This window comes from Bacillus sp. BPN334 (assembly GCF_008368885.1).
Classification (GTDB): domain Bacteria; phylum Bacillota; class Bacilli; order Bacillales; family Bacillaceae_G; genus Bacillus_A; species Bacillus_A wiedmannii.
Window position 1 is genome coordinate 65352 of record NZ_QOZW01000002.1, and the last position, 25327, is coordinate 90678.

Below are 25327 nucleotides of genomic sequence, written 5' to 3' on the forward strand. Positions count from 1 at the left end.
TGTCCAAAGGATCCAGTACAAAAATAAAGTGAAAAAGAATGAAGTGTGTATATTCCTAGTGTGTGATGAACAAAGTTCCTGCTGATTAAAGTTGCATTTTATTAAAAGAATAGAAAAAACTAAAAACATCTCATATGAATATGAGATGTTTTTAGTATGGTTCTGTCGCATGTAATACGACGTCTAATAAACCGGGAAATCTAGCATGTAAGTCATCTTCACGAATTGAAATGAAACGCTGTGTTCCTTCAATGCGTGTATACATAACACCGGATTCACGTAAAACCTTGAAATGGTGAGATAAAGTTGATTTCGCAATTGGAATGTTTAACGCACCACAAGATTGTTCATTTTTCTCTAATAGCATCGTTACAATTTGTAAACGAATTTGATCGCTAAGTGCGTATAAAACAGAAGAGAATTGAATTTCTTCTCGATTTGGATGATAGAGAGTACGCATTTTTTCACCTGCTTGTATAAGTTAATATAGTTTGCACTATAACATATAAAGTGGTATATTTCTATTGTTCGAATATAATCGAACAATAGAAATATAGGGGGAGAAAAAATGAAATATACCAAATTGCAAAAGGCAGGACTACATATTTCGAAGTTGGGGTTAGGAACAAACGCTGTAGGGGGACATAATTTATATGCTGATGTGAATGAGGAGGAAGGAAAACGATTAATAGAAGAAGCTATCCAGCAAGGGATTACATTTTTTGATACAGCAGATTCATATGGTTTCGGTAGATCAGAGGAATTAGTAGGAGAAGTATTGAAAGGAAGACGCCAAGAATTTGTACTTGCTACAAAAGGCGGAATACAGCCGTTATTAAATGGAGAGGTTTATATTAATAATGAACGAAGCTATTTAAGAAATGCTGTGGAAAATAGCTTAAGAAGATTACAAACTGATTATATTGATTTATATTATTTACATTTTACAAATCCAGAAACAAGTTACATAGATTCAATTGGAGAGCTTGCTCGTCTAAAAGAAGAAGGAAAACTTCGTGCAATTGGAATATCTAACGTAAACGTAGAGCAATTAAAAGAAGCGAATCAGCATGGACAGATAGATGTTGTACAAGCACCGTATAATATGTTGGATCGTGCTGTTGGGGAAGAACTTTTGCCGTATTGTATAGAATCAGGTATTTCATTTATTCCATACGGGCCTCTTGCTTTTGGGATATTAGGTGGTAAATATACAGAAGATTTTAAATTGAATGAAGGAGATTGGCGTCAAAGTGTAAGTTTATTTGAAGAAAATACATATAAGAGTAACTTTAAAAAAGTTGAGAAGTTAAAAGGCGTAGCTAGAGAAGAGAGTGTCGAAGTATCGCATTTAGCTTTAGCGTGGCTATTAAACAAAAAAGGAATTGATACTGTTATACCTGGTGGGAAACGGGCGGAGCAAATAAGAGAAAGTGTAAGAGCGGTGGAAGTTTCATTGAATGAGAAGGTTATGAAAGAAATTGCATCTATTTTAGAAGATTAGTTGAGAAGAGGGGTACTTCCCTCTTTTTATCCCGCATTAACGGGCAGTAAGACACCCACCTCAAAATTTAGCGGAAGCAAAGAAGTTAGGTGGGGGATCAACTGCCCGTAAAAGCCCGATTGGTTCAACTAATAATCAGTGGGGGATGAATAAAACCCCCACTGATTAAAGTTTCACTTTATATAAAAGGAGAAGGTTTAAATGAAAAGAGTACTAGCTGTATTCTTTATGATAATGTTTATGATAGGTACAGATACTTTCTTAATTTCGCCACTTTTACCGACATTACAACAGGTGTATCATGTTTCAACTGAGCTATCAGGATGGATGGTGAGTTCATATGCTTTAGGATACGCTGGATTTGCGCTTATTGCTGGTCCTATATCAGATGGCTTAAATAGAAAAAAAGTGATGGTAATAGGAATGAGTTTTTTTGCGTTAAGTACGTTTTTATGTGGAATGGCACCGAGTTTTCTATGGATGCTAGCATTTAGATTTTTAGCAGGTGTAAGTGCAGCCTTTGTATCTCCACAAGTGTGGGCATCTATTCCGCTCCTTATAGAGAAGGAGCAAATTGTAAAGGCAATTGGAATTGCAACAGCAGGGTTAGCAATCTCTCAAATTTTAGGGCTGCCAGTTGGATCGTATTTGGCAATGATACACTACACAATACCATTCTTCATCATCGGTATATTATCAGCACTACTTGTCGTTCTTATCTATGTAGTATTACCAGAAATACAACCGGTTTATATAGGTGGAAGTAAAACAAACATCTTAAAGCGCTATAAACAATTACTTACAGATTCAAAGGTTTCACTTTCTTATTTTGCATATTTTGTTTTTCAAACTGGTAATTTTGCTGCATTTTCATTTTTCGGTGTATGGCTTTCCATTCAATTTGGTTTACAAGTTCATGAAATAGGAACAGCTATGCTTGTATTAGGGTTAGGAAATTTAACAGGGAATATTTTTGGCCCAAGAATTGTAAATAAAATTGGTTATAACCTTTCTTTCTATGGTGGAATTATATTTACAGCAGTGCTATATGTAGTACTTCCTCATGTAAAGAACATTATATTTGTGGAGCTATTATTCTTTGTTTTATTTTTTGTGACAGGAATTTTGTTTGTATTGATGATGAGGCACTTACAAAACCTGTCTAGTGTAGCAAGAGGAACAGGAGCCGCGCTTGCTAATGCTTCTATGTATATTGGTCAAATGATTGGAGCGGCAATAGCAGGACTGCTATTTGCAGCATCTCACAATTTTATACTTATAGGTAGTTTTACTGCGTTACTATATATAGGAGCTTTATTTTTGTTTAGAAAAAGTGAAAAGCTTAATGAAGATAGTGAAACAGGAATTGCATCATAAAGCCTGTATAAATATTTCGCAAATCAGAATTAATCAGAGTGTGAATACATGAATGTGCTTTTAATTACAGTGGTTACTAAAAGTATAGAAATAGTAGAAGAAATGTATTGTAACAATGTTATGAGGACTTCAAAAATAAAAAATCCCTACAAAGATAGGGATTTATATATCGGCATATAGTTCCTTGGAAAAGGATATATGTAGTTTAACATATAGGACTACTTATATTTGTGAAATAGATGTGAAAGTAATGTGAAAAATGCTGAAAAAAAAACTATTTAAATAGAGGGTAATTTAGATGAGGATATGGATTTTACATAAATGCTGTGTTATATTTCTACTTATCTGTTAATAATTACATGTTTTAATTTTATTGGGGATAAAAGGGAGAGATTTAAATGCAATGGTATTTGAAAGCTCTAAAGGATTATGGGAATTTTAGTGGTAGAGCTACGCGAAAAGAGTACTGGACTTTTAGTTTATCGAATATCGTAATTTTTTGGTTATTGGTATTTTTCTCATCATTTTCAGAGGTGTTAGTTGCTATTATTGCGTTGCTATTTATGTTAGTAATGATTATACCAAGTTTTTCGGTTGGTGCACGACGATTGCATGATATTGGGAAAACAGGATGGTGGCAACTATTAAATTTTGTACCGTTTGGTAGCATTGTTTTACTTGTATTTTTTATCATTGAAAGTGAAGAAAATGACAATCAATACGGACCAAATCCGCATTCAGATTTAAAAGAAGCGATTTAATAAACCTATTATTAAAATGGTTTGCACGGGCTAATATTATATAGCATGGCAAGAAGAAAAAATTCTAAATAAAAAGCACTGTTTTAGTTAATGTAACTAAAACAGTGCTTTTCTCTTTGATTGAACTGTTGCTGCATTTTCATCATGTATGCCTGCATCTTTAATAATTCGTTGTTTTGCTTTATTTAATAGATGGTCTACTGCTTCACCAAAATAATTAGCTTCGCTTTTTGTGCGGGCTTCTCGTAAACATTTATAGTTTTCTAGCAGTTCCTCTTTTTCAGTGTTTGTTAAGAAATCTTCTATTTTCTTTTTTGTCATACGAAACACCCTTTCTTCTGACAAACGACGCAATAGAAAATATTTATTGTTTATTATAGCAATAATTTTTAAAGAAAGTATAGACTAACGTCGTAATAATTTGTCAATTTCTTGAATCTTCTCATCAGCTTTCCCAATTTGTGTATTTTTAGCCTGCTCACCACCAAGCGCTTGGTGCAGTAAGAAAGTCTGACCGGAAATAGCAGTCACAATGGATACTTTTATAATTTCTTTTATTAAGGTGACATCGAATAGAACGAGTCCAAGAAGTGCAGCTAAGCTACCAGTGAAAATATCAGTCAAAAACCCAAAGTGAAAAAAAGTTTTCAAACGGCGTGGAAGCAATAACTTGCCTTGGTTATTGATAAGATGGGAAACGAAACCAGTAATGCCACCAACGAGAACAGCAGTTAGCCATTGATACATTTCCATCGAATCCACTCCTTTTAGTGAATAAGATTCGATTCTTTTATATTGATTCCTTTTAATATTTCATAGAAGCATATTGAGAAAGTTTGTTTGGGTTTATTACGTATTCAATTTAATTATAACAGAAAAATCTGATATTTTTCAGTCTATTATATGAAGCGGTTATTCCTTAATATGAATATAAATTATCGAATAAGAAGTGTAGATGGTTATACAAAAAATATAGGGGAATTAGTAAGGATGCTGGAGCATACGAGGGCTGTAACATTACAGGAAATAAACGATCTATCTGTTGAGCAATTAGATTTCATTATGACGAGTGGAGGGAATTCCATCGGAGCGTTACTAAAGCATATAGCAGCTATAGAAAAAGCCCATCAACTTATTTCATTTCAAGAGCGCGACTTTACAAAAGAAGAATTAGAAATATGGGAAGACGCACTATATTTAGGGAAAGCGGGGAGAATAATCCGTAGTCATGAAATACAGTATTATGTACAACTTCTACAAAGTGTTCGAGAAGAATCTCTGAAGTATTTGAATGAACAAGATGATGAATGGCTTATGTCAGAAGGAAAGTGGCCTAACGGTGTAGCGTATAACCAGCACTATCTGTGGTTTCATGTGCTAGAAGATGAGGTTAGTCACTGTGGACAAATTAGAATGATGAAAAATAAAATATTTGAAAATTGTGTTAAATAAGGTAGCTTTTTAAATGGATATTCCATATAATGAGAGTAATTAAAATGAGAACGGAGTGATGTATTATGGCGAAAATAACGTATATGAATAATAAACCAAATACAAAGGTGGATGGAAAGGGCGAGACTGTATAAGTGAGCGCACGATCCTTCCGCTTAGCTTAAACTAGGGAGGATATCAATTTGAATCAAAATATTTTAGAATCATTCGGCTGGGATTCTTTTTTTGAAGAACAAGCTGTAGAGAACTTTGAAGTAGGGCGTATTTTACTTGAGCATAAACATATATATCGAATTATTTGTAATGATGGTGAATATATGGCAGAGCTGTCTGGAAAGTTTCGGCATGAAGTAGTAACGAAGGGAGATTATCCAGCGGTTGGTGATTGGGTGTATATAAAGAAAATAGAGAATGAAAAGAAAGCAATTATTCATCGTATTTTTCAAAGAAGAAGCTCTTTTTCTAGACAAGAGGCTGGTAATCGAACGGAAGAACAAGTAATAGCAGCAAATGTAGATTATCTATTTTTAGTAAATGCACTTAACCATGATTTTAACGTAAGAAGAATAGAACGTTATTTACTATTAGCGTATGAAAGTGGTGCAATGCCTGTTATTGTTTTAACAAAGAGTAGCTTATGTGAAGACGTGGAACAGAAAATTGTTGAAACGGAAGCTGTGGCAATTGGTGTTCCGATTTTCGTCGTTGATAGTTTAGAGCATACTGGTATTGAATCGTTGCAGCAATTTGTTTCTTCTGGGAAAACAATTGCTCTAGTCGGATCATCGGGGGTTGGAAAATCGACTTTGCTAAATGCACTTATAGGAATTGAAGTAGCAAAAATGGGAGATATTCGTGAGGAAGATAGTAAAGGAAGGCATACGACAACTCATCGTGAATTGTTCCGATTACCGAGTGGTAGTTTAGTTATTGATACTCCGGGTATGAGGGAACTGCAGCTTTGGGAAGGTAGCGATGCAATTCAAACAACATTTTCTGATATTGAAAAATTAGCAAAAACGTGCCGTTTTAGGGACTGTAAGCATGAAAATGAGCCAGGATGCGCAGTGCATCATGCAATTGATAACGGAATTGTTACGATAAATCGTTTGCAAAGCTATAAAAAATTACAAAAAGAACTGGCGTATTTTATGAGAAAACAAGATGCTGTTCTTGCAAGAGCAGAGCGTGATAAGTGGAAAAAGATTTCTAAACAGCATAAAAAAATGTAAAAAGCCAAAGGGTGGTTCCCTTTGGCTTTTTTTTGTATTTGTAAATTTTATAATAATATTATTCAAATATATAGACAAAGGGAATTTAATTGTTTAAACTTTACAAAGTATTCATCGTAATAGATTATGAAAATAATAATTTAGGGATGGGAAATGTTTAGAACTCGCTAGATTTAACTTTTGAAATTGAAAAGCAGGAGGTTTGTAATGGGTAGACTATTAAATTGGTTTCGTGATATGAAAGTAGCAAAAAAACTACTAATTTCGTTTTTTATCATTTTAATTGCGGCTGTCTCTATTATTGGAGGTATGTCTTATCAAACAGCTAAAAAGAATTTTGAATCACAAATTACGAGCAGTGCTCACGACAATATAAAAATATTAGATAATTTAATCAATCAAATGATTGAGGCGAAATTTAATGATGTGAATAACTTTGCACGGGTGATTCAAGGTAATATGTATCAAGGGGATAATCAAGAAGAATTAAGAAAGATGTTATCTCAATATATCAATTTGAATAAAGATATTGAACAAGTATACGTTGCTGGGAATGATAAGAAATTTGTGCAAGAACCAAATATACAAATGGCAGCAGACTATGATCCAACAGAACGTTCTTGGTATAAAGATGCAGTGGCAAAACAAGGTGGTATTGTAATTACTGAGCCCTACAAAGCGAAGGGGAATGGACATATTGTCGTAACGATTGCAAAACAAGTAGAAGATAAAAACGGTGTTGTAGCGGTAGATTTAAGTTTAGAGAATTTATTAAAAACAACAAAGTTAATCAATATTGGTAAAAAGGGATATGCTTTCATTTTAGATGGGCAACAAAAAATAATTGCACATCCTCAAGAAAAATCAGGGGGAAAAGCAGCTGATTCTTGGGCGAAGAAAATTTATGAAGATAATCATGGCGCTTTTTCATATATGTATGATGGCAGCGAAAAACAAATGGTATTTGCTACAAATGTAAAAACAGGTTGGAAAATCGGTGGGACGATGTACTCAAATGAAGTAATTGAAGCTGCGCAGCCTGTATTTTACAATATGTTAATCGTTATGTTCATTTCATTAGTTATAGGTGGGTCACTTATTTATTTTGTGACACTTTCTATAACGAAGCCATTAAAGAGATTAGTTATTACTTCTAAAGAAATAAGTGAGGGAGATTTAACGCAAACAATCGAAATTCATTCTAATGATGAAATTGGCCAACTTGCAAAAGGATTTAATGAGATGACAGATGCATTGCGAACGTTAATTGGAAGAATTAATACTTCGGCCGGGCATGTTGCAGCAGCATCAGAAGAGCTAACGGCAAGTGTAAGACAAGCGAGTGAAGCGACTGAGCAAATTACAATGGCAATGGATGAAATATCGAGTGGGGCAACTACGCAAACGACAAGTGTAGAAAATGGTGCAATGTTACTATTTGATGTAACAGAAGGAATTCAGCATGTAGCAAATAGTTCATCATCAATTAGTACGGCTTCTGCTCATACTCGTGAAAAAGCAGAAGATGGTGGAAAACTAGTCGGAAAAACAGTAAATCAAATGCAGTCTATTGCAGAATCTGTTTCACAATCAGATGAAGTTATACAGTTGCTAAATAATAAATCAAAACAAATTGGTGACATACTAGAAGTCATTCAAAATATTGCAGATCAAACAAATCTTCTAGCTTTGAATGCGGCAATTGAAGCTGCAAGAGCAGGAGAGCATGGAAGAGGATTTGCAATTGTTGCAGATGAAGTACGTAAATTGGCGGAGAAGTCTAGCGAATCTTCTAGTGAGATTAGTAAATTAATATGTGAAATACAAGATGACATGAGTAAGACGGTAAAATCTATGGGTCATGTAAATGAAGAAGTTCAATCTGGACTTGTTATTGCGAATGAAACGAAGCAAAACTTTACTGAGATTTTACAATCTACAAATGAAATTGCAGATCAAATTAAAACGATGGTTGAAACGGCTAATGGGATGTCGAAAGGTGCAAATGAAGTGTCTATTTCAGTAGGTCAAATTGCAATGACAGCACAGAATAATGCGACGAGTACCCAAAACGTTGCAGCATCAGCAGAAGAACAACTAGCGTCCATTGAGGAGATTAGTTCTGCGGCGGGTACATTATCTCAAATGGCTGAAGAGTTACAAGGGTTAATTGAAAGATTTAAAGTGTAACAGAGGACAGACTACTCCAAAATAGCAGTATGCGATTTTGGAGTAGTCTGTTTTTATTATGTAACATGAAATGGGATAGAGAGTATTTTTATGATGTTTAAAGGTATATCATGTATAATATTTGTCGAAAAATAGAGGTATTTGTTAACTTTATGTATAATTATAATCATATAGAATGCAAATAAAGGAGATTATTAATATGGGAGTGTACTGGGGGACCAAAAGACATTCTTGGCTTAGTTATGTCTCATTTTGGTTAAGTATTTCATTTTTTATTGTTTTTCTAATTGAAGTGTTTATTTTAAAAACACTTTCGAATAGTTCGGTGCAAATTGTTAAATATTTTTATTTTATATTTGTACCAGTAAACATCTTTCTTAGTTTAAAATTACTCTTTAAGAAGAATGAAAAGAAAGCATTACCTATTTTTAGTTTCATTGTATCATTATTATTTACAATTTTAATACTAGTATTAGCGTTAGCAGCTACTGGGAAATTCTTTTAAGGAGAGTGATATAAGTCACTCTTCTTTTTTGTTGTTGCAAGCAAATAATAAGTGGAGGATGGACAAAAAGTGGATTTGCTTAAGTGTGATATTATTTGAAAGCTATAGAAGAGTATTAAGAAATGAAATAGGAGATAACTCACACCGCAATGAAGAGAATCAGGTATTTTATATGCATCTATGAAGCAAATGAATACGGTAAAAACGGCGATATATGGTACAATACATATGGAAAGTGATAGAGATAAAGGGTATATAAAATACTCATCGTTTTTTAGTAAGAGAGGGGTTATCTTATGCTATACGAGGATTTGATGACATTATTTCAAGCAGCTCCGAAAGAAGAAGGTAGAGGCGGCTGGAAATATATAATCCAGGAACGAAATGATAAATATGAAATTGTTGATGAAATGTTGAAAAATCAAATGAGTGTTGAAGTGTATTTTAATGAATATGATGAGGTGAAAATCACTTTATATAAAGATGGAATGCCTATTTCTATTATGCAAAGAATTGCGATTGCAAAAGTTGAATTAGACGAAGATGAAGAAGGGATTCAATTCGTTTTAGAACGTATGCCTAGTCGGATGATTCGCTTGCAATTAAAGCCATATTTAGCACTCGAAATGGGGCCGTACTGGGAAGTATGCGATGATTGTGAATGAACATAAAAGAAGCATCCAATAACATGGATGCTTCTTTTATGTTTTTTGAAGTTGTTTAAAAGCAATAATTGGCAGTAAAATGATGCTGACCCACCCGATTATAGGGTATAGAATGTGGAGTAATTCACTGTAACCAATGTAACTAAAGCAATAACTAATTAGTAAAATGAAGAAAATAATATTGTTACTTTTCCATCCGGTGATGGATTGCATTTGTTTTGTCATTCCGAACACATTACCAACTAAAGTTGTGAACACTTCACCGAAAATGATAAGAACAAAGAAAAAGTGAAAAGTTGCATTGAATTTTCTTATGACTTCAGCCATTGGGATATTATATTGATAAAATTGATCGACTGATAAGATAGCTAAATGGCTACATAATAAAATTAAAGAAAGTCCTGCACCGCCTAAAATACCGCCCCATAAAATGGCCTTTCGATCTTTTACTTCACTGGCTAACGGGACGAGAACGCTTTGGGCGAGAGAAAGATTTAAGGCGACATATGTAATAGGACTAGTAATCCACTTCATATTCCAGCTTTCTGCAGGAATAGTGTCACTAATAGAAGTTGTACCGTGAAAAAAAGTTGTAATAGCAAGTCCGATAATAAAAATCATCATAATAGGTACGACAAGTGTATTAACTTCAAAAACCCCTTGTAACCCGCGACTACCTATAATGAGACAGGCGATCAATATAATGAAAATACCAAGTTGTCTTGGTAAACGAAGTTGCTCTTCAAATACCGCCCCCGCTCCTGATAACATAACGCTCGTTACACCAAATAATACGAGTAATAATAGTGTGTTTACAACATTGCCAAATACATCCCCAAATAAATATTTGTTAAATTCTTGCGCTGAAAATGCACCAATTTGTGATGAAAGTAACATCATCTTTGTGCCAAGCCAAATAAAAAAAAATCCACTTACACATATGCCAATTGTTCCATATAATCCGTTCACTGTGAAAAATTCAACAATTTCTCGTCCAGTAGCAAATCCAGCTCCAACGACTGTTCCAATATAAGTAGCAGCGACTTTCTTTGCCACTTGCCATTGTTGATTGTCCATGTTATCCCTCTTTCTACTACGATGAGCTTGATTTACTATTATGCATATGTATGAGCTTGGACAATTAGACGTATGAAGTGTTTGAAAACATACATGAATTAAAAGATATTAGGGAAGTATTAAAGGTGTTAAAACTTTGTTACATATGAGCCAATCGTTCGAAAGGATAGGAAATGTATGGTAACATGTAACTAGGTTATTAAAAGATAAACATTATGAAATGATAAGAGGAGTGGATTGTATGAGTACGAAAACAAATGTTGTTGAAGTATTAAACAAGCAGGTAGCAAACTGGAATGTGTTATATGTGAAACTACATAATTATCACTGGTATGTGACAGGACCACACTTCTTTACGTTACATGAAAAATTTGAAGAGTTTTACAATGAAGCTGGAACAAATATTGATGAATTAGCAGAACGTATTTTAGCGTTGGAAGGTAAACCGCTAGCGACAATGAAAGAATATCTTGTAACATCTAGTGTGAATGAAGGGACAAGCAAGGAATCTGCAGAAGAAATGGTGCAAACATTAGTGAATGATTATTCTGCACTTATTCAAGAATTAAAAGAAGGTATGGAAGTTGCTGGTGAAGCTGGCGATGAAACATCAGCGGACATGTTGTTAGCGATTCATACAACATTAGAACAACATGTATGGATGCTAAGTGCGTTCTTAAAATAAATATAAGTATATAAAGAAAAAAGGCATTGAAAAATTCTTTCAATGGCTTTTTTTGTAATTTTTCAGTTTTCTTTTATGCTATAATATAGTAAAAAGGAGGCGATGCGATGTTTCGCTTTTTCAGAACTGGAAAAGAAGAGCGTGAAATTACGAAAGATGAATTAGAACAAGCGATGGCTAAGTTTCTAGAAAAGAATGCTAATATTGTTTATACAGTATTAGTAAATGATAATTATACAGTAAATTATGATTTGTTAAAGCCGTATTTACTTGCATTTCCAACAAATAGTTTTCTTATTACGAAGGAAACGCTTGAGGTATTTGAACATACAGAAGAAAACCTAAACCTAGTTAAAGAAATTGATATCGTACAAAAAGCAGTAGATCAGTACGTAACAGAAAAAGAAATGTTTCCAATTGTTGAAGGTAGTGAAGAGCGTCTTATATGCGGGATGAAATTAGGACCGTATTTAAATCGTATATTAAAAAGAGATTTATATATTTCAGAAAAACATTATTTAGTTTCAAGTAAACCAGACAGAAAAAAACAAAAGAGTGGGTAGATGTATTGAAAACAACAATAAATATATTGTTGTCTTTTTTTGTTTATAAAAATATTGATTTTTCAGTCTATTCAATTTTATACTAAACTTATTGGACGAAGGGGAGTAATGATTAAGTATTGTTAGCTTGAGTTATATACAGTGATTACAGAATGGTATAAAGGTTTGAGAACTAAATATTATAAAAGATTACGGGGGAATGGGTGTATGAAAAATAGTATGACTTACATTCAATTATTAAATGAAACGTTACATTGTTACGCAAATAAAGGAAGTTTGGAAGCATACACTTATATAATGGAGCATGCGAAAGGCATAGTGGGGAATGAGGCGCAAATATATAATTTCAAATATGCACTAGCGAGTGCAGCGGGGCTTGAAGAAGAAGCGTTACAGTTAATGAAGGAAGCTATTATAGACAATGGATTTTGGTACGGAAATGAATATTTAATTACCGACGACGATTTAAAATCACTACATAAATTTGAAGAGTTTCATAAAATGGTTCAATTATGTAAAGAGAGAGAAGAATTAGCAAAGAAAACAGAACGAGCAGACGTGAAATTTATAGATGGTAAGAAAAAAGAAAAACTATTTATTGCAATGCACGGAGATCAAGAAAATATAGAAATAATAGAACCATATTGGAAAACTGTTTTGACACAAGACTATACGTTAGCTTTACCACAGTCTTCGCAAATTCAGTTTTCAGATGGGTTTGTTTGGGATGATATACATAGAGGGAAAGAAGAATTAAAAGAGCATTACGTTAATTTTAAAGAAAATCATACAGTAGAAAGTGTAATAATTGGTGGTTTTTCTGCTGGTGCAAGAGTAGCTTTGTATACGATTTTACAAAAAGATATAGATGTAGATGGTTTTATTTTTGTGGCGCCGTGGCTTCCAGAGATTGAAGAATGGAATGAGTTGTTAGGAGTGCTACAAGATAAAAATATAAAGGGATATATAGTGTGTGGGGAACAAGATGAAGATTGTTTCGAATGTACGCAGCAATTTGTACAATTATTAAAAGATAGGAACATTGAACATAAGTATAAAGTTGTACCTAACTTAAATCATGATTACCCTAATCATTTTGATGAGTTATTAAAAGAGGCTATTGAATATATAGAAAATGAAAACAAGAAGTAGTAAGAAAGGGAGATGCATCGTAATTGATGTATCTCCCTTTTATCATTATAAATGAAAAGCATTTGCTAGTAAGCGATAGGAATTCAATTTATCTTCAAATCGATGGGTAATTGTGACAATCATAAATTCTTCAGTATTGTACGCTTTGCTTAAGTTTACGATTTTTTCTTTCACAGAAGATGGATCACCGACGATCATACGTTGACGATTTTCTTTTATACGGAATAAATCATAAGCGCTGTATGAATAATTTTGTGCAGTTTCAATAGAAGGAGTACCAGTTGTACGCTTTCCTTGTTCTAGTAATAAGATTGATAAATCTAAACTAGAAGCGATTTTTTCAGCCTCTTCATTTGTTTCTCCGCAAATAACAAAAATAGCGACGATTGATTTTGGTTTATCTCCTAAATAGGAAGGTTGGAATTGTTCCTGATAAGCTTCCATTACTTCAGGGCCACCGTATCCGTTAATGAACTGTGCGAATACAAAAGAAGCACCTTGTTTTGCAGCAATCATTGCACTCTCTCCGCTAGAACCGAGCATCCACATCTCAGGAGATGTTGTAATTACAGGAGTAGCCTTTAAATTTGCATAATGATGGTTTTCTGGTACTTGATCATGTAAGTACATTGCCACATCGGCAATTTGTTCTGGATATTGATCAAGTGAGACCATTTTCCCTTCTTGAAGTGCGCGAGTTGCAATTGGCATACCACCAGGTGCTCTGCCGACACCAAGGTCAATACGATTTGGATAAAGCGCTTCTAAAACGCGGAAATTCTCAGCAACTTTATATGGGCTATAGTGCGGCAACATAACACCACCTGAACCCACTCTCATACGATCTGTTTTTGCTGCAATATGAGAAATAAGTATTTCAGGACTTGAACCAGCAAGGCTGACAGAGTTGTGATGCTCCGATACCCAAAAGCGTGTATATCCGAGTTTTTCAACTTCTTGTGCAAGCGTAACTGTATGTGAAAAAGCTTGGGCTGCTGTACTTCCATCTGAAATAGGTGATTGGTCTAATACACTTAATTTGATCATAGAATATACCTCTCAATCTTAATGTACATCCTATTATATATTTACTTACGAAAAATGCGTAATAAAATGCTCAAAATATAAAGTGGATAAATTCTATATTTACTTTTAACGAGAAAATCCTCGTTCATAATGATTCATTTCAACTAAATTTAAAATATATTCGTAGTTATCAATCTCAAGTTTTAGTTGTTCACGCTCTTTTTTAGATAGATGCTTACAACTAAGTTTGTTGCATAGTTGGTGTTTCTTTCCTTCTAAATATTTCTTTGTAGCGTGGTAGTCGTAAGTTTGTTTCATTTTCAACCACTCCTTCTTTGCTGTTGCTATATTATACGAAGCGTGAAGAGATGTGAAAGCTACCTCTTATGTACTTTTAGTGAATATTCCACTTGCTATGTTGTTATGTTTATAGGAATTTATGAATAAAATGCACTAAACCACTAATGCCCATTTTATGAAGTAAGGGGTGGAATTGTGCAGAAAGATATAATGTATAACATTGAGATGGATGAAGTGTTGAAAGTGATAAATCAAGGGTTAAAGAAGACGACACGTTCGAAACAAATTATAGTAGTAGGGGCCGGTATGGCTGGGTTGGTTTCGGCATCTTTATTAAAGGCTGCAGGACATGATGTGAAGATTTTTGAAGCAAACAACCGGGTAGGTGGCCGCATAGAGACGGTTAGAATGGAAGATACCGGATTATATTTAGATGTTGGGGCAATGAGAATTCCGTATTCGCACACATTAACGATGGCATATATAAGAAAATTTGGGCTACAGGTGAGCCCGTTTATTAATAGGAATGAGACGGATATCATTTTCGTAAATGGCCGGAAAACGACATTAAAACAATACGAAAAAGATCCAAGTATATTAAAGTATCCTGTAGAAATGAATGAGGTCGGAAAAACGTCTGAGGAGCTATTATTGCTAGCGGTACAGCCCATTATAAATTTTATAAAAAAGAACCCAGAGAAAAATTGGGATGTTGTAGTAAAGGATTTTGGGAGATACTCTACAGGACAATTTTTAAAGTATCATCCTTATCAATATAATACGTATTTCTCGCCAGTAACAATTGAGATGATCGGTGTTCTATTAGATTTAGAAGGTTTTTTGGAAAGGTCATTTGTTGAGACACTACGCTTTTTATACATTATGCAGGAGGAGAGTGGATTTTGTGAAATAGTAGGCGGGAATGATAGATTACCAAAGTCTTTCTTACCACAATTAGAAGAAAATATTATATATAATCAAAAATTAATGAAGCTACATCAACACAATAACGGTGTGACAGCTTTCTATCGAAACGAGGAAACTTTTGAGTATAGTAGTATTACAGGGGATTTAGTTATTATTACAATTCCATTTTCGACAATGCGCTTTGTGGAAGTAGATCCATTTGATTCTATATCTCATGAAAAATGGAAAGCAATTCGTGAATTGCATTATATGCCAGCGACAAAAATAGGAATTCAATTTAAAAGTCGATTTTGGGAAGAACAAGGACAGTTAGGTGGCAGGATTATAACGGATTTACCAATTCGTTACGCCTATTATCCAAGTCACGGAATTGGAGAAAAAGGACCTGCTATGATGTTAGGCAGCTATACATGGTCTTATGATGCGTTGTTATGGGATGGGTTATCAAAAGGTGATCGTATTTATTACACATTACAAAATTTAGCGACAATATTAGGCGGTCAAGTATATGATGAGTTCATGTCTGGCATATCAAAAAGTTGGACATTGGATCCATATGCACTTGGAGGGTTTGCGCTATTTCAGGCAGGGCAAGAATCTGAGCTACAACCAGCGATTATAAAACCAGAGGGGAGATTATACTTTGCAGGTGATCATACAACGTTATATCACGGATGGATACAAGGTGCAATTGAATCTGGAGTTCGTGTAGCGGTAGAGGTAAATGGTTAAAATGTGTAAAATTCAGAAATTTCTTTACTGTATGGTTTGAGATGGATATTATTATATATAAAAGCATTAAAAGGAGTGTTGAAAGTGAATCCGTTATTATTCGATTTTCCTTCTGAATTTTATACTGATAGGCTATTTATTCGAATGCCGAAACCGGGTGACGGTAAAGCTGTATACGATGCAATTCAAGCTTCTATGAAAGAATTAAAACCATGGATGGTTTTTGCACAGAAAGAGCAAACAGAGGAAGAAGTAGAGATGAGTATTAGAAAATCGCATATTCAATTTTTGCAACGTGAGGATTTAAGATTACTAGTTTTTTCGAAAGAAACAGGTGAATTTATTGCATCAGCTGGATTGCATCGCATTAATTGGGATATACCTCAATTTGAAATTGGGTATTGGATTGATTCAAGGTTTAGTGGAAAGGGTTATATGCTAGAGGCTGCAAAAGGTATAATGGAGTTTGCTTTCACTGAATTGAAAGCAAACCGCGTAGAAATTCGATGCGATTCTTTAAATAAGAAGAGTAGAGCGATACCTGAGAAATTAGGCTTTAAGTTAGAAGGCACATTGGAAAGTGCGAGTGTAGCGGTAGATGGAAATGGATTAAGGGATATGTGTGTATTTGCCATGACTAGAAATACATATGAAAAAGAAGAGCTGTAAAGAAACAGCTCTTCTTTTTGTGTATTATGGTACAGGATGTCCATTAGAGCTTTCGAAAATTGTAAACCATTGTTGACGATCTAAATTAACTTTTGTAGCAAGAGCGGCTGTTTTAACACGGTCTAATTTACCAGATCCAACGATTGGCATCATGTTAGCTGGATGAGCAAGCAGCCATGCATACATAACTGTATCGATGCTAGTAACATCTAGTTCAGTAGCAACCTTTTGTAACGTTTCACGTAAACGTACGGCACGTTCTGATTGACCAGTAAAGATTTCTCCGCCAGCAAGAGGCGACCAAATCATAGGATTGATTCGCTTTTCTTGGCATAAATCAATTGTCCCTTTTTCGAAATGTTCAAGCTGCATCGCAGATACTTCAATTTGATTTGTAATGAGCGGGAAATCTAAATAAGAACTTAACATATTAAACTGTGAAGGTAAAAAGTTAGATACACCGAAGTGACGGACTTTTCCTTCTTGCTTTAAGCGTGAGAACGCTTCTGCTACTTCATTTGGATCCATAAATGGATCAGGGCGATGAATGAGCAGTACATCAATATAATCAGTATGTAAGTTTCGTAATGAGTCTTCCGCGCTTTTTATTATATGTTCAGTACTCGTATTGTAGTGCGCAACATATCGCTCTGGAAATTTTGGTGATGGGGGAGCGATTCCACATTTTGTGATAATTTGCATGTCTTCGCGTAAGGAAGGCTTGAGTTGTAATGCTTCTCCAAATAATCCTTCACACGTATATCCGCCATAAATATCAGCATGATCGAAAGTAGTAATTCCCATATCCATACAAGCTTCCATAAAAGAGAGTAACTCTTGCTTTGTCATATTCCATTCTGCTAAACGCCAAAAACCTTGAATAATACGAGAAAATTCTAGTGTTTCGGCCATTTGAACTCGTTCCATTATAAGTACCTCCTTGATGAATGAATCATTTTTTGAAAAGGCTTTCTTGCTACATATTATTATATAGTTACAGTGTCGTACATACAATAAATATGTTTTGCTACAAAAACGATTTTCCCTATATGCTATAATGTAAAAACATATAGCTATAAGGAGATGTACGAAATGATTCCAGTAACGATATTAACTGGTTTTCTTGGATCAGGGAAAACGACATTATTAAATCGCATTTTATCAGAAAATCACGGTCATAAATTAGCAGTGATAGTAAATGAAATAGGGCAAATTGGTATTGATAATCAGTTAATTATGAATGTCGAAGAAGAGATTATGGAGATGACGAATGGATGTTTATGTTGTACTGTACGTGAAGATTTACTAGTCGCTTTAAAACAATTACTGGACGTAAAAGCAGAAGGTAAAATGGAATTTGATGGATTAGTAATTGAAACGACTGGTCTTGCAAATCCAGGTCCGATTATTCAAACATTCTTTTTAGATCCTGTGATTCAATCTGCATACCAAATTAACGGCGTTGTAACAGTAGTAGATAGTTACCATATACATAAACATTTTGAAAAAGGACTAGAAGCAAAGGAACAAATTGCATTTGCTGATGTCGTTTTAGTAAATAAATTAGATTTAGTGGATGAAAGTGAAAAGGAAAATCTATTGCAGGAACTGCAAGGTATTAACCCAACTGCAGAGTTAATCGAGGCGACTAACTGTGATGTAGATATTCCATCGTTACTACAAATTCAAACGTTTAAAACGAAAGATACGTTACAAATTTATCCTCATAAAGAGCATAATCATCTAGAAGGGGTAAAGTCGTTTGTACTACGCGAAGAGCGACCGTTAGATTTACAAAAACTAAATGAGTGGATGTCAGCTGTCGTTCAAGAGCTAGGGGAGTATTTATATCGCTACAAAGGAATTTTATCGATTGATGGAGTAGATAAACGTATCGTTTTCCAAGGTGTGCATACACTGTTTGCTGCATCATATGATAGAGAGTGGCAAGAGGGCGAAGAACGAGTAAGTGAAGTTGTGTTTATCGGAAAAGATATTAATAAGGAATGGTTCCAAGAACATTTCGGGGAGTGTGTGAAATAAGTCTGCATATATTGCAGGCTTATTTTTTTGACTTAACTAAGTATTTTGTAGAAAAATGCTAGATTGCAAAAAACGAAGGATAATAAAAAGCCTGTTTTCACAGGCTTGTATGTTCATCTAATAGTAACTCCATTACAACACCTACAACTGGACCATCGTCATCAATATCACCATTTAAACGGAAACCAAATGACTCGTATAACCCCATTGCGAGTTTGTTGTCTGGATGTAAACTTAAATAAATTATTTTACATTCATATTTATCTTGTAAGAATTGAATGAGTATGCGAAGGAAACGTTTTGCATATCCTTTTCCTTGATATTGTTGGTCAATCATAAATCGATCTAACCATACGCTTTTGCGTTTTTCCAAATACCATCCATACATTGCATACCCTACAAGTGTTTCTCCATCATATAAACCTACTGACGTTCCGTTTCCTTCAAATAATGATTCTGCTAGAGAAAACGCATTGCTTTCAATAAATTGCTGCTGGTCTTTTGCAACGTTTAAAGCAGCTACTGAACGCCAATTTTTTTCTGTTACTTCACGAATGTGAAGAGTCATAATTCCAACTCACCTTCTAAATTAATAAAGCTTAAAAGCTAATATGGATAATTTTACTTGTTATTTTAGTCAAGTCAAGTAAGAACAAATAAAAAAGAAGCTGAATGAAATATTCAGCTTCTTTTAAAAATTTGATTAGTTAGTAGCTTCTTTTAATGTATTTACGTTTTCTTCCATTAAAGTGAAGTAATCTTTATTGTTCTTCGCATCATCTTCAGAAATAGTAGCAAGATGATTTAAGCGTAAAATTTTTGTACCTGTCTCTTTCTGAATTACGGATGCTACCTTTGGTGTAGAGAATGTTTCAAATAAAATATATTGTAGATTATGTTCTTTTACTGTTTTTGTAATGTCAGCAAGCTGTTTTTGAGATGGTTCATTAGAAGCTGAAATACCAGCGATAGCAATTTGTTTCAGGCCATAGCGTTGTTCCCAGTATCCATAAGCCGCATGAGAAACTAAAATATCTTTCGTTTTTGCATTCGAAACAGCTGCTTTAAATTGATCATCTAAATCAGTAAATTTTGTTTGCAGTGCTGCGAAATTTTTTTCGAACTCTTGTTTATGATCAGGCTGTAATTCTACAAGTGCATTTTTTATTTTTTCTGCCTGTTTCATTGCTAGAGTAGGGTCTAACCAAATATGTGGGTCTTTATCGTGATGATGTTCATCCTCTTTATGGCCGTCTCCGTGATCATGATGCTCTTCTTCAGTAGAAGTACGCAGTTCAATACCTTTTGATGCATTTACAATTTTAACATTCTCTTTTTGTAATGCTTTTTCCATTTTTTCAGCAAATGGTTCTAATTCAGCGCCGTTATAAACGAATAAATCGGCTTTTGCAACTTGTACTGTTTGTTTTTGACTTGGTTCAAATGTATGTGAATCTGCACCAGGTGGGTAAATCGCTTCAACAGTTACATAGTCGCCACCAATTTTTTTTGCAAAATCTGCAAGAGGAAAAATAGTAGTATAAACAGTTAGCTTTCCGTCTTTCTTGGCATTACCTTCTTTTTTATTTGAGCAGCCAGTAAAAATTAAAGTGAAAATAAGTAAGAATGAAAATATAGTCAATCTTTTAGGCATGAAGTTCTCCTCTTTTCTTTTTTTACGGATATATTTTCCCCAATTATAGAAGAAAAATATCATTTTAATACAAAACGGAATAATTACGTTTTAGTTTGCGAACTTAGTATAATACATCTTTTATAAAGTTGCAATAAATAATAATCATTCCGATTTGTTTTTGTTATAAAGTTGTCAAATTTGGATGTATTATTTTTAGGAATGCATGCATATGTGACAACGCTACGTTCATATATTTGAAAGGAGGGTGTAGAGGGGGATGAGTGTTTGGGTTACTTAATGGAAGCTATTTTATTGATATTAGCGGTAGTATTACCATTAGTCTTAGTCTTAATTTTTTTAAGAAGATTAATAAGTAATTTAGGAGATGCATCAACAGTAACAAAATTGCGAGAGAAAGATGAGAAAAAAGAGTGAGTAAAGCACTATGCGTACGCATAGTGCTTTACTTGTGGTAAAATGAGAGAAGGAAACTCCTAAAAGTTGTATTTTACTGAAGGAGAGAAAAGTAAAATAAGAGGTATATGCATATATGAATAAGCGAACAGCGTTAGTACTTGGTGCAAGTGGTTTAGTTGGACAAGAGATAACGCGTCTATTACTTGAATCAGATTACTACGATTCGGTTACTATTTTTGTAAGGGAACCAATGCAATGGCAACATGAAAAGTTACAGCAAAAGCAAATAGATTTTTCGATGTTAGAGGAATATAAAGAGTTTTTTGCTGTAGATGACGTATTTAGTTGTCTAGGAACAACAATCAAAAAAGCAAAAACAAAGGCAAATTTCAAAAAGGTAGATTATGAATATACGTTACGAGCTGCTTGTTTAGCTGAAAAACAAGGGGTACAAAATTTCCTTGTTGTGTCCTCAATGGGAGCAAAACCTAAATCGTTCTTCTTTTATTCGCAAGTTAAAGGGAGAATGGAAGAGGAATTACAAAAGTTAGTCATTGGTCGTATTCACATTTTTAGGCCATCTTTATTAGTAGGAAATCGACAAGAATTTCGTTTCGGTGAACGAATGGCTGAAAAGCTGTCTCGTATCATTCCTTTTATATTTAAAGGGGCTTTCAAAAAGTATAAACCAATTTCAGCGAAAGATGTGGCGAAAGGGATGTATATCACTGCATTGCGAGAAGAAACGGGTATTTATATTTATAACTCAAATGAAATTACAACGATAGAATAAAAAACGAAAAAATGGCATGTATTTAAAAAAAGTTTGAATCTTGAATGAATAGTAAATACATGTAGTTTAACAATTATAAGAAAGTAAAAAAGGAGTGGGAAGCCCACTCCTTTTTTACGATAATTTATTATGCAAATCGCATTTTTATCCCGCTATTTGTCGACAGCAAACCCCCGCGGATTAAAGTTTCACTTTATACGCCTCCAACACTCTTGATCTTATACGACAAGTGACCTCGTTTATTGCAATGCTATTTTTAGAGTCGTATTATACAAACGGATGATTTCGTGTTATAAGAATGTTTCACCTCATTTGAAAATATACTACTATTATATATCCATTGTTTGTAATGCCAATAAATCAAATAGAATATACTTTCTATTTGGAAATAATCTGTTTTTATATCTGTTTGAGTAAAACCTGAAGGGAACTGGGTTCCGAAGATATAAAAGTCCTATATGTACTATTCCGTATTTTGGGGAGATTTGCAAAAGGAGGATATACGAATGAGTAAAAAAGAAATGGTGCAAAATGGAATTAAGCAAGTGTTTTACGAAGAAGAATGGTATCCACCTTGTTCATGGCCAGTGCATCGTTCTTATTTGTAAATGATAATTAAAATTGTTGGAGTTTCAAACTAAACACACGAATTAATATGTAGAATACTACTATATCAAAAAACAATTTCTCACTTAATCTGAGAAATTGTTTTTTTCGTAATCACGATTGTGGAATTCGATTTTTAACTCTGTCACATATTCAGAACGGGAGATAAATACATAAAAAAATAGGTGTATCAAGCAAAATGTTGATTCACCTTAAAACGATATTATGAAATAACATACGTTATCTTATAGTATACTTTTTATTCTTCTAGATTCAGTAGTACATATTATTCTCGGTTTTATTTATTCGTATGGATTTTCCCCGGTGCTCGTTTGTATTGATACGGTTCTTCTAACTCAAAGCTAAGTTCATTGGCGGCTATTCTTGGGAAGTAAGGATTGCGAAGTAACTCACGTCCGATAAAAATTAAATCTGCTTCGTTATTATTTAAAATTTGTTCTGCCTGTACTCCAGTCGTAATCAAACCAACAGCCCCAGTTGCAATGTTAGCATGTTCTTTAATATGTTTAGCATATTGCACTTGATACCCGGGATATACATCGATGTGTGCCGGAACAACAGCTCCAGAACTACAATCAATTAAATCTACTCCTTGTTCTTTCATCCAGTTTGTATATGGAACGTAATCTTGAACCGTTAAACCGTCAGGATGATAATCGTTTGCTGAAATACGAATAAATAACGGTCCGTTCCAAACTTTATTTATTGAGTCAATGATTTCACGTAAGAAACGATAGCGATTTTCAGGTGAACCTCCATATTCATCAGTCCGTTTATTAGAAAGTGGAGAAAGAAATTCATTAATAAGATAACCGTGAGCGCCGTGTATTTCAATAACGTCAAATCCAGCTTGTTTGGATCGTATTGCAGCCTCTTGAAAAGCTAATATGGTCTTTTTTATTTGCTGTATACTCATTTCTACTGGGATTTTCATAGTTTCATTAAACGGAATTGCGGATGGAGCGAGAGCATCCGTTTCTAATTCAGCTTTTCTTCCGGCGTGAGCAAGTTGAATGGCGGCTTTTGCGCCGTTATCATGTATAAAAGTTGTCGTTTTATGTAAGCCTTCAATTAGGCTATCATCCCATATACCTAGGTCTTTATTAGAAATTCTTCCTTCAGGTAACACGGCTGTTGCTTCGATCATAACTAAACCAACTTGACCAGCAGCTCTTGTTCCGTAATGAACGTGATGGAAATTAGTTACTTGGCCATCCTCGTTTTCTGATGAATACATGCACATAGGTGACATAACGATACGGTTTTTTAATGTAACGTCCTTAATTGTATAAGGTGAAAAAAGTTCAGAATTCATCATAGCCTCCTAGATCGAATTTTCTTACATTGTATCATTCTTGTTTTTGTTTCCCTAATAAAACGCTTATACGAAAAATTTTGTCTATTCGTGTTACAATAATTAATATGAATTGAATTGGAGGATGACATATGTACCAGGCTTATTATGAAAGTGAATTAGGCTTGCTGGAAATTACAGCGAACGATAAAGGAATTACGTCTGTTATATTTGTTGATGAGAGACAAGAAGAACATAAAAATGAAATAATAGATCAATGTATAAATGAGCTAGATGAATATTTTAAGGGGAAAAGAAAAGAGTTTACGGTCCCGCTGTCTGCTGAGGGAACAGCATTTCAAAAAAATGTATGGGATGCGCTCTATACTATCCCTTATGGCGTAAGTGCTTCATATTTAGATATTGCAGAGAAGGTCGGAAATACGAAAGCTGTACGAGCGATAGGAGGAGCAAATAGTCGTAATCCAATTTCAATTATCGTTCCGTGTCATCGTGTAATAGGAAAGAGTGGGAAGCTTGTTGGGTATGCGGGCGGTTTATGGAGGAAAGAGTGGTTATTAAATCACGAAGGTATTTTGAAATGACGTATGGATGGGAAGAGGGATTGTTTTGAAATGTATAAATTGTGGGCAACTTTGTGAGGGAGATCAGTTGAATTGTGAAAGTTGCCAGTGGACTTTGCATTCTGAACAAGGTGAAGGATGCTCGCTAATAGACAAGGAATTAGAAGTATATGTAGGTAGACAATATCGGTATTACAAAAAGAAATGGGAACTTGAGGATAAGCGGATTGCTAGGTGGAGCTGGAATGGTTGGGCTGCTATTTTCAATGTGGGTTGGCTTGGATATCGTAAGTATTATGTACCAGCAGCATTATTTTTACTGTTATTAGTAGCATGTGATGCGTTTTCTTATTATATGGGCTTCAACGTAGCGTTACCAATCATTAATATGGTGCCTCTTACGTTTCTATTACTCGTTTTTATTTTATTTGGAATGGCGATTTTTGCGAATGGATTATATTATCAATTTGCAGAAAGGCGTATATATCGAATAAAAGCACGAGAAATTCAAGATGAATCGGTTGAAAATTATCTCATCCGTGATAGTGGTGGAACGAGTAAAATGGGAGCAACGATCGTTACGATTTTAGCGGTTGCTAGTATTTTTTTCAGCCATTTCTTTTTCCCGACGGATCGAGATATTATTCAAAAAGTTCGTACAAGCTCGCTTTATGAATATCCGTTCTTTTCCATTGGTGAATCGTTTGAAAGTTACTTTAGAAATCCAGGTTGGGTATATTATCGTGGAACGGAAGGGTTAGAATTAGTAGAATTTCAAGGGACTAGTCCTGATATGCCAAGGAAAAAGGTGAAAATCCAATTTATTGTTGATTATAAATTGGGTGAGATTGAGCCGTACTCACTTACGATTAACGGCGAATCTAAAAATGAGGAAGAATTTTTGAAGATAATGGACGAAATATTTAAAGTTCAAAACCCATTTGATATAGAGGATGGATTACAAGTAAAAGAAATAGAAAAAGAAGTGGATAGAAGAGTTTTCTATCAGCTTCTTTTTTTACTGTACAAAAATAATATTTGAAATAATCTGAATCTTTTGTATAATAATATATATTATACTGGCTTTCATTTATACATATAGATTGGGGGAAGGAA

At 34.2% G+C, this 25327-nt stretch carries 28 protein-coding genes and 2 pseudogenes; 20 read left to right on the forward strand and 10 right to left on the reverse strand.

Going from position 1 to position 25327, the window contains the following annotated elements; translation table 11 throughout:
* Positions 1-151: 151 nt before the first annotated feature.
* Positions 152-460 (reverse strand): ArsR/SmtB family transcription factor, encoded by a 309-nt coding sequence (locus DN393_RS01380; protein WP_064474209.1) that lies wholly within the window; start codon positions 458-460, stop codon positions 152-154.
* Positions 461-568: 108 nt separating this feature from the next.
* Between DN393_RS01380 and DN393_RS01385 the strand changes: the two genes are divergently transcribed.
* The 4 genes and pseudogenes from DN393_RS01385 to DN393_RS01400 all read left to right on the forward strand — a co-directional run bounded on the left by DN393_RS01385 (position 569) and on the right by DN393_RS01400 (position 3642).
* A complete protein-coding gene (locus DN393_RS01385) occupies positions 569-1504 on the forward strand; it encodes an aldo/keto reductase (RefSeq protein WP_064474208.1) in 936 nt (311 codons plus the stop codon).
* A 201-nt stretch (positions 1505-1705) separates the two neighbouring features.
* Positions 1706-2881 carry an MFS transporter gene (locus DN393_RS01390; protein ID WP_064474207.1) on the forward strand — a complete coding sequence of 392 codons (1176 nt, stop codon included), beginning with the start codon at positions 1706-1708 and terminating at the stop codon, positions 2879-2881.
* Between the two features lie 48 nt (positions 2882-2929).
* Positions 2930-3137 (forward strand): annotated as a pseudogene (locus tag DN393_RS32340) (hypothetical protein).
* 142 nt (positions 3138-3279) lie between these two features.
* Positions 3280-3642 (forward strand): DUF805 domain-containing protein, encoded by a 363-nt coding sequence (locus tag DN393_RS01400; protein ID WP_064474206.1) that lies wholly within the window; start codon positions 3280-3282, stop codon positions 3640-3642.
* Positions 3643-3738: 96 nt separating this feature from the next.
* On the opposite strand, the gene DN393_RS01405 is transcribed toward DN393_RS01400, so the two are convergent.
* Together DN393_RS01405 and DN393_RS01410 are read right to left on the reverse strand one after the other, a co-directional pair.
* A complete protein-coding gene (locus DN393_RS01405) occupies positions 3739-3963 on the reverse strand; it encodes a hypothetical protein (RefSeq protein ID WP_000162604.1) in 225 nt (74 codons plus the stop codon).
* Positions 3964-4047: 84 nt separating this feature from the next.
* Positions 4048-4395 carry a DUF4257 domain-containing protein gene (locus tag DN393_RS01410; protein WP_000426320.1) on the reverse strand — a complete coding sequence of 116 codons (348 nt, stop codon included), beginning with the start codon at positions 4393-4395 and terminating at the stop codon, positions 4048-4050.
* Positions 4396-4566: 171 nt separating this feature from the next.
* Between DN393_RS01410 and DN393_RS01415 the strand changes: the two genes are divergently transcribed.
* From DN393_RS01415 to DN393_RS01435, 5 genes are all read left to right on the forward strand, one after another.
* Positions 4567-5094 carry a DinB family protein gene (locus tag DN393_RS01415; protein ID WP_064474205.1) on the forward strand — a complete coding sequence of 176 codons (528 nt, stop codon included), beginning with the start codon at positions 4567-4569 and terminating at the stop codon, positions 5092-5094.
* A 182-nt stretch (positions 5095-5276) separates the two neighbouring features.
* The gene (rsgA, locus tag DN393_RS01420) at positions 5277-6326 is read left to right on the forward strand and encodes a ribosome small subunit-dependent GTPase A (protein WP_064474204.1); all 1050 of its coding nucleotides are present in this window, start codon (positions 5277-5279) and stop codon (positions 6324-6326) included.
* Positions 6327-6533: 207 nt separating this feature from the next.
* Entirely contained in the window at positions 6534-8516 is a 1983-nt protein-coding gene (locus DN393_RS01425) for a HAMP domain-containing methyl-accepting chemotaxis protein (protein WP_064474203.1), read from the forward strand.
* Between the two features lie 199 nt (positions 8517-8715).
* Positions 8716-9021, forward strand: a complete 306-nt coding sequence (locus DN393_RS01430) for a hypothetical protein (protein ID WP_064474202.1) — start codon at positions 8716-8718, stop codon at positions 9019-9021.
* A gap of 296 nt (positions 9022-9317) precedes the next feature.
* Positions 9318-9686 (forward strand): DUF3979 family protein, encoded by a 369-nt coding sequence (locus DN393_RS01435; RefSeq protein WP_064474201.1) that lies wholly within the window; start codon positions 9318-9320, stop codon positions 9684-9686.
* A 36-nt stretch (positions 9687-9722) separates the two neighbouring features.
* Here DN393_RS01435 and DN393_RS01440 read toward each other — a convergent pair whose 3' ends face one another.
* Positions 9723-10763 (reverse strand): YkvI family membrane protein, encoded by a 1041-nt coding sequence (locus DN393_RS01440; protein WP_064474200.1) that lies wholly within the window; start codon positions 10761-10763, stop codon positions 9723-9725.
* A 241-nt stretch (positions 10764-11004) separates the two neighbouring features.
* Here DN393_RS01440 and DN393_RS01445 point away from each other — a divergent pair, with 241 nt between their 5' ends.
* The 3 genes from DN393_RS01445 to DN393_RS01455 all read left to right on the forward strand — a co-directional run bounded on the left by DN393_RS01445 (position 11005) and on the right by DN393_RS01455 (position 13163).
* Positions 11005-11448: a Dps family protein gene (locus DN393_RS01445; RefSeq protein WP_064474199.1), complete on the forward strand. Its 444-nt coding sequence runs from the start codon at positions 11005-11007 to the stop codon at positions 11446-11448.
* Between the two features lie 107 nt (positions 11449-11555).
* A complete protein-coding gene (locus DN393_RS01450) occupies positions 11556-12011 on the forward strand; it encodes a DUF3939 domain-containing protein (protein WP_064474198.1) in 456 nt (151 codons plus the stop codon).
* A gap of 207 nt (positions 12012-12218) precedes the next feature.
* Positions 12219-13163, forward strand: coding sequence for an alpha/beta hydrolase (locus tag DN393_RS01455; RefSeq protein WP_064474197.1), 945 nt, complete (start codon positions 12219-12221; stop codon positions 13161-13163).
* A gap of 45 nt (positions 13164-13208) precedes the next feature.
* On the opposite strand, the gene DN393_RS01460 is transcribed toward DN393_RS01455, so the two are convergent.
* Both DN393_RS01460 and DN393_RS01465 read right to left on the reverse strand, forming a co-directional pair.
* Positions 13209-14210: an LLM class flavin-dependent oxidoreductase gene (locus DN393_RS01460; RefSeq protein ID WP_064474196.1), complete on the reverse strand. Its 1002-nt coding sequence runs from the start codon at positions 14208-14210 to the stop codon at positions 13209-13211.
* Positions 14211-14315: 105 nt separating this feature from the next.
* A complete protein-coding gene (locus DN393_RS01465; RefSeq protein WP_064474195.1) occupies positions 14316-14507 on the reverse strand; it encodes a DUF3896 family protein in 192 nt (63 codons plus the stop codon).
* 177 nt (positions 14508-14684) lie between these two features.
* Between DN393_RS01465 and DN393_RS01470 the strand changes: the two genes are divergently transcribed.
* Complete coding sequence (locus DN393_RS01470) at positions 14685-16148, forward strand: flavin monoamine oxidase family protein (protein WP_064474194.1); 1464 nt, start codon at positions 14685-14687, stop codon at positions 16146-16148.
* A gap of 84 nt (positions 16149-16232) precedes the next feature.
* On the forward strand, positions 16233-16817 hold the full coding sequence (locus tag DN393_RS01475) for a GNAT family N-acetyltransferase (protein ID WP_064474193.1): 585 nt from the start codon (positions 16233-16235) through the stop codon (positions 16815-16817).
* Positions 16818-16841: 24 nt separating this feature from the next.
* Here DN393_RS01475 and DN393_RS01480 read toward each other — a convergent pair whose 3' ends face one another.
* The gene (locus DN393_RS01480; protein ID WP_064474192.1) at positions 16842-17744 is read right to left on the reverse strand and encodes an aldo/keto reductase; all 903 of its coding nucleotides are present in this window, start codon (positions 17742-17744) and stop codon (positions 16842-16844) included.
* Positions 17745-17909: 165 nt separating this feature from the next.
* Between DN393_RS01480 and DN393_RS01485 the strand changes: the two genes are divergently transcribed.
* Positions 17910-18860, forward strand: a complete 951-nt coding sequence (locus DN393_RS01485) for a CobW family GTP-binding protein (RefSeq protein ID WP_064474191.1) — start codon at positions 17910-17912, stop codon at positions 18858-18860.
* A gap of 97 nt (positions 18861-18957) precedes the next feature.
* On the opposite strand, the gene DN393_RS01490 is transcribed toward DN393_RS01485, so the two are convergent.
* The gene (locus DN393_RS01490) at positions 18958-19428 is read right to left on the reverse strand and encodes a GNAT family N-acetyltransferase (RefSeq protein WP_064474190.1); all 471 of its coding nucleotides are present in this window, start codon (positions 19426-19428) and stop codon (positions 18958-18960) included.
* 135 nt (positions 19429-19563) lie between these two features.
* Positions 19564-20514: a metal ABC transporter substrate-binding protein gene (locus tag DN393_RS01495; RefSeq protein WP_064474189.1), complete on the reverse strand. Its 951-nt coding sequence runs from the start codon at positions 20512-20514 to the stop codon at positions 19564-19566.
* Positions 20515-20781: 267 nt separating this feature from the next.
* Here DN393_RS01495 and DN393_RS31340 point away from each other — a divergent pair, with 267 nt between their 5' ends.
* From DN393_RS31340 to DN393_RS01505, 3 genes and pseudogenes are all read left to right on the forward strand, one after another.
* Positions 20782-20931, forward strand: a complete 150-nt coding sequence (locus tag DN393_RS31340) for a hypothetical protein (protein ID WP_176713054.1) — start codon at positions 20782-20784, stop codon at positions 20929-20931.
* Between the two features lie 115 nt (positions 20932-21046).
* Positions 21047-21706 carry an oxidoreductase gene (locus DN393_RS01500; RefSeq protein WP_149173268.1) on the forward strand — a complete coding sequence of 220 codons (660 nt, stop codon included), beginning with the start codon at positions 21047-21049 and terminating at the stop codon, positions 21704-21706.
* A gap of 506 nt (positions 21707-22212) precedes the next feature.
* Positions 22213-22287, forward strand: a pseudogene (locus DN393_RS01505) (DinB family protein); the annotation flags it as partial.
* A 323-nt stretch (positions 22288-22610) separates the two neighbouring features.
* Here DN393_RS01505 and namA read toward each other — a convergent pair.
* On the reverse strand, positions 22611-23648 hold the full coding sequence (gene namA / locus DN393_RS01510) for an NADPH dehydrogenase NamA (RefSeq protein WP_064474188.1): 1038 nt from the start codon (positions 23646-23648) through the stop codon (positions 22611-22613).
* Between the two features lie 131 nt (positions 23649-23779).
* On the opposite strand from namA, the gene DN393_RS01515 reads away from it, so the two are divergent.
* The gene (locus DN393_RS01515; RefSeq protein WP_064474187.1) at positions 23780-24232 is read left to right on the forward strand and encodes a methylated-DNA--[protein]-cysteine S-methyltransferase; all 453 of its coding nucleotides are present in this window, start codon (positions 23780-23782) and stop codon (positions 24230-24232) included.
* A gap of 7 nt (positions 24233-24239) precedes the next feature.
* A complete protein-coding gene (locus tag DN393_RS01520; protein ID WP_081257109.1) occupies positions 24240-25253 on the forward strand; it encodes a DUF2628 domain-containing protein in 1014 nt (337 codons plus the stop codon).
* Positions 25254-25327 lie beyond the last annotated feature (74 nt).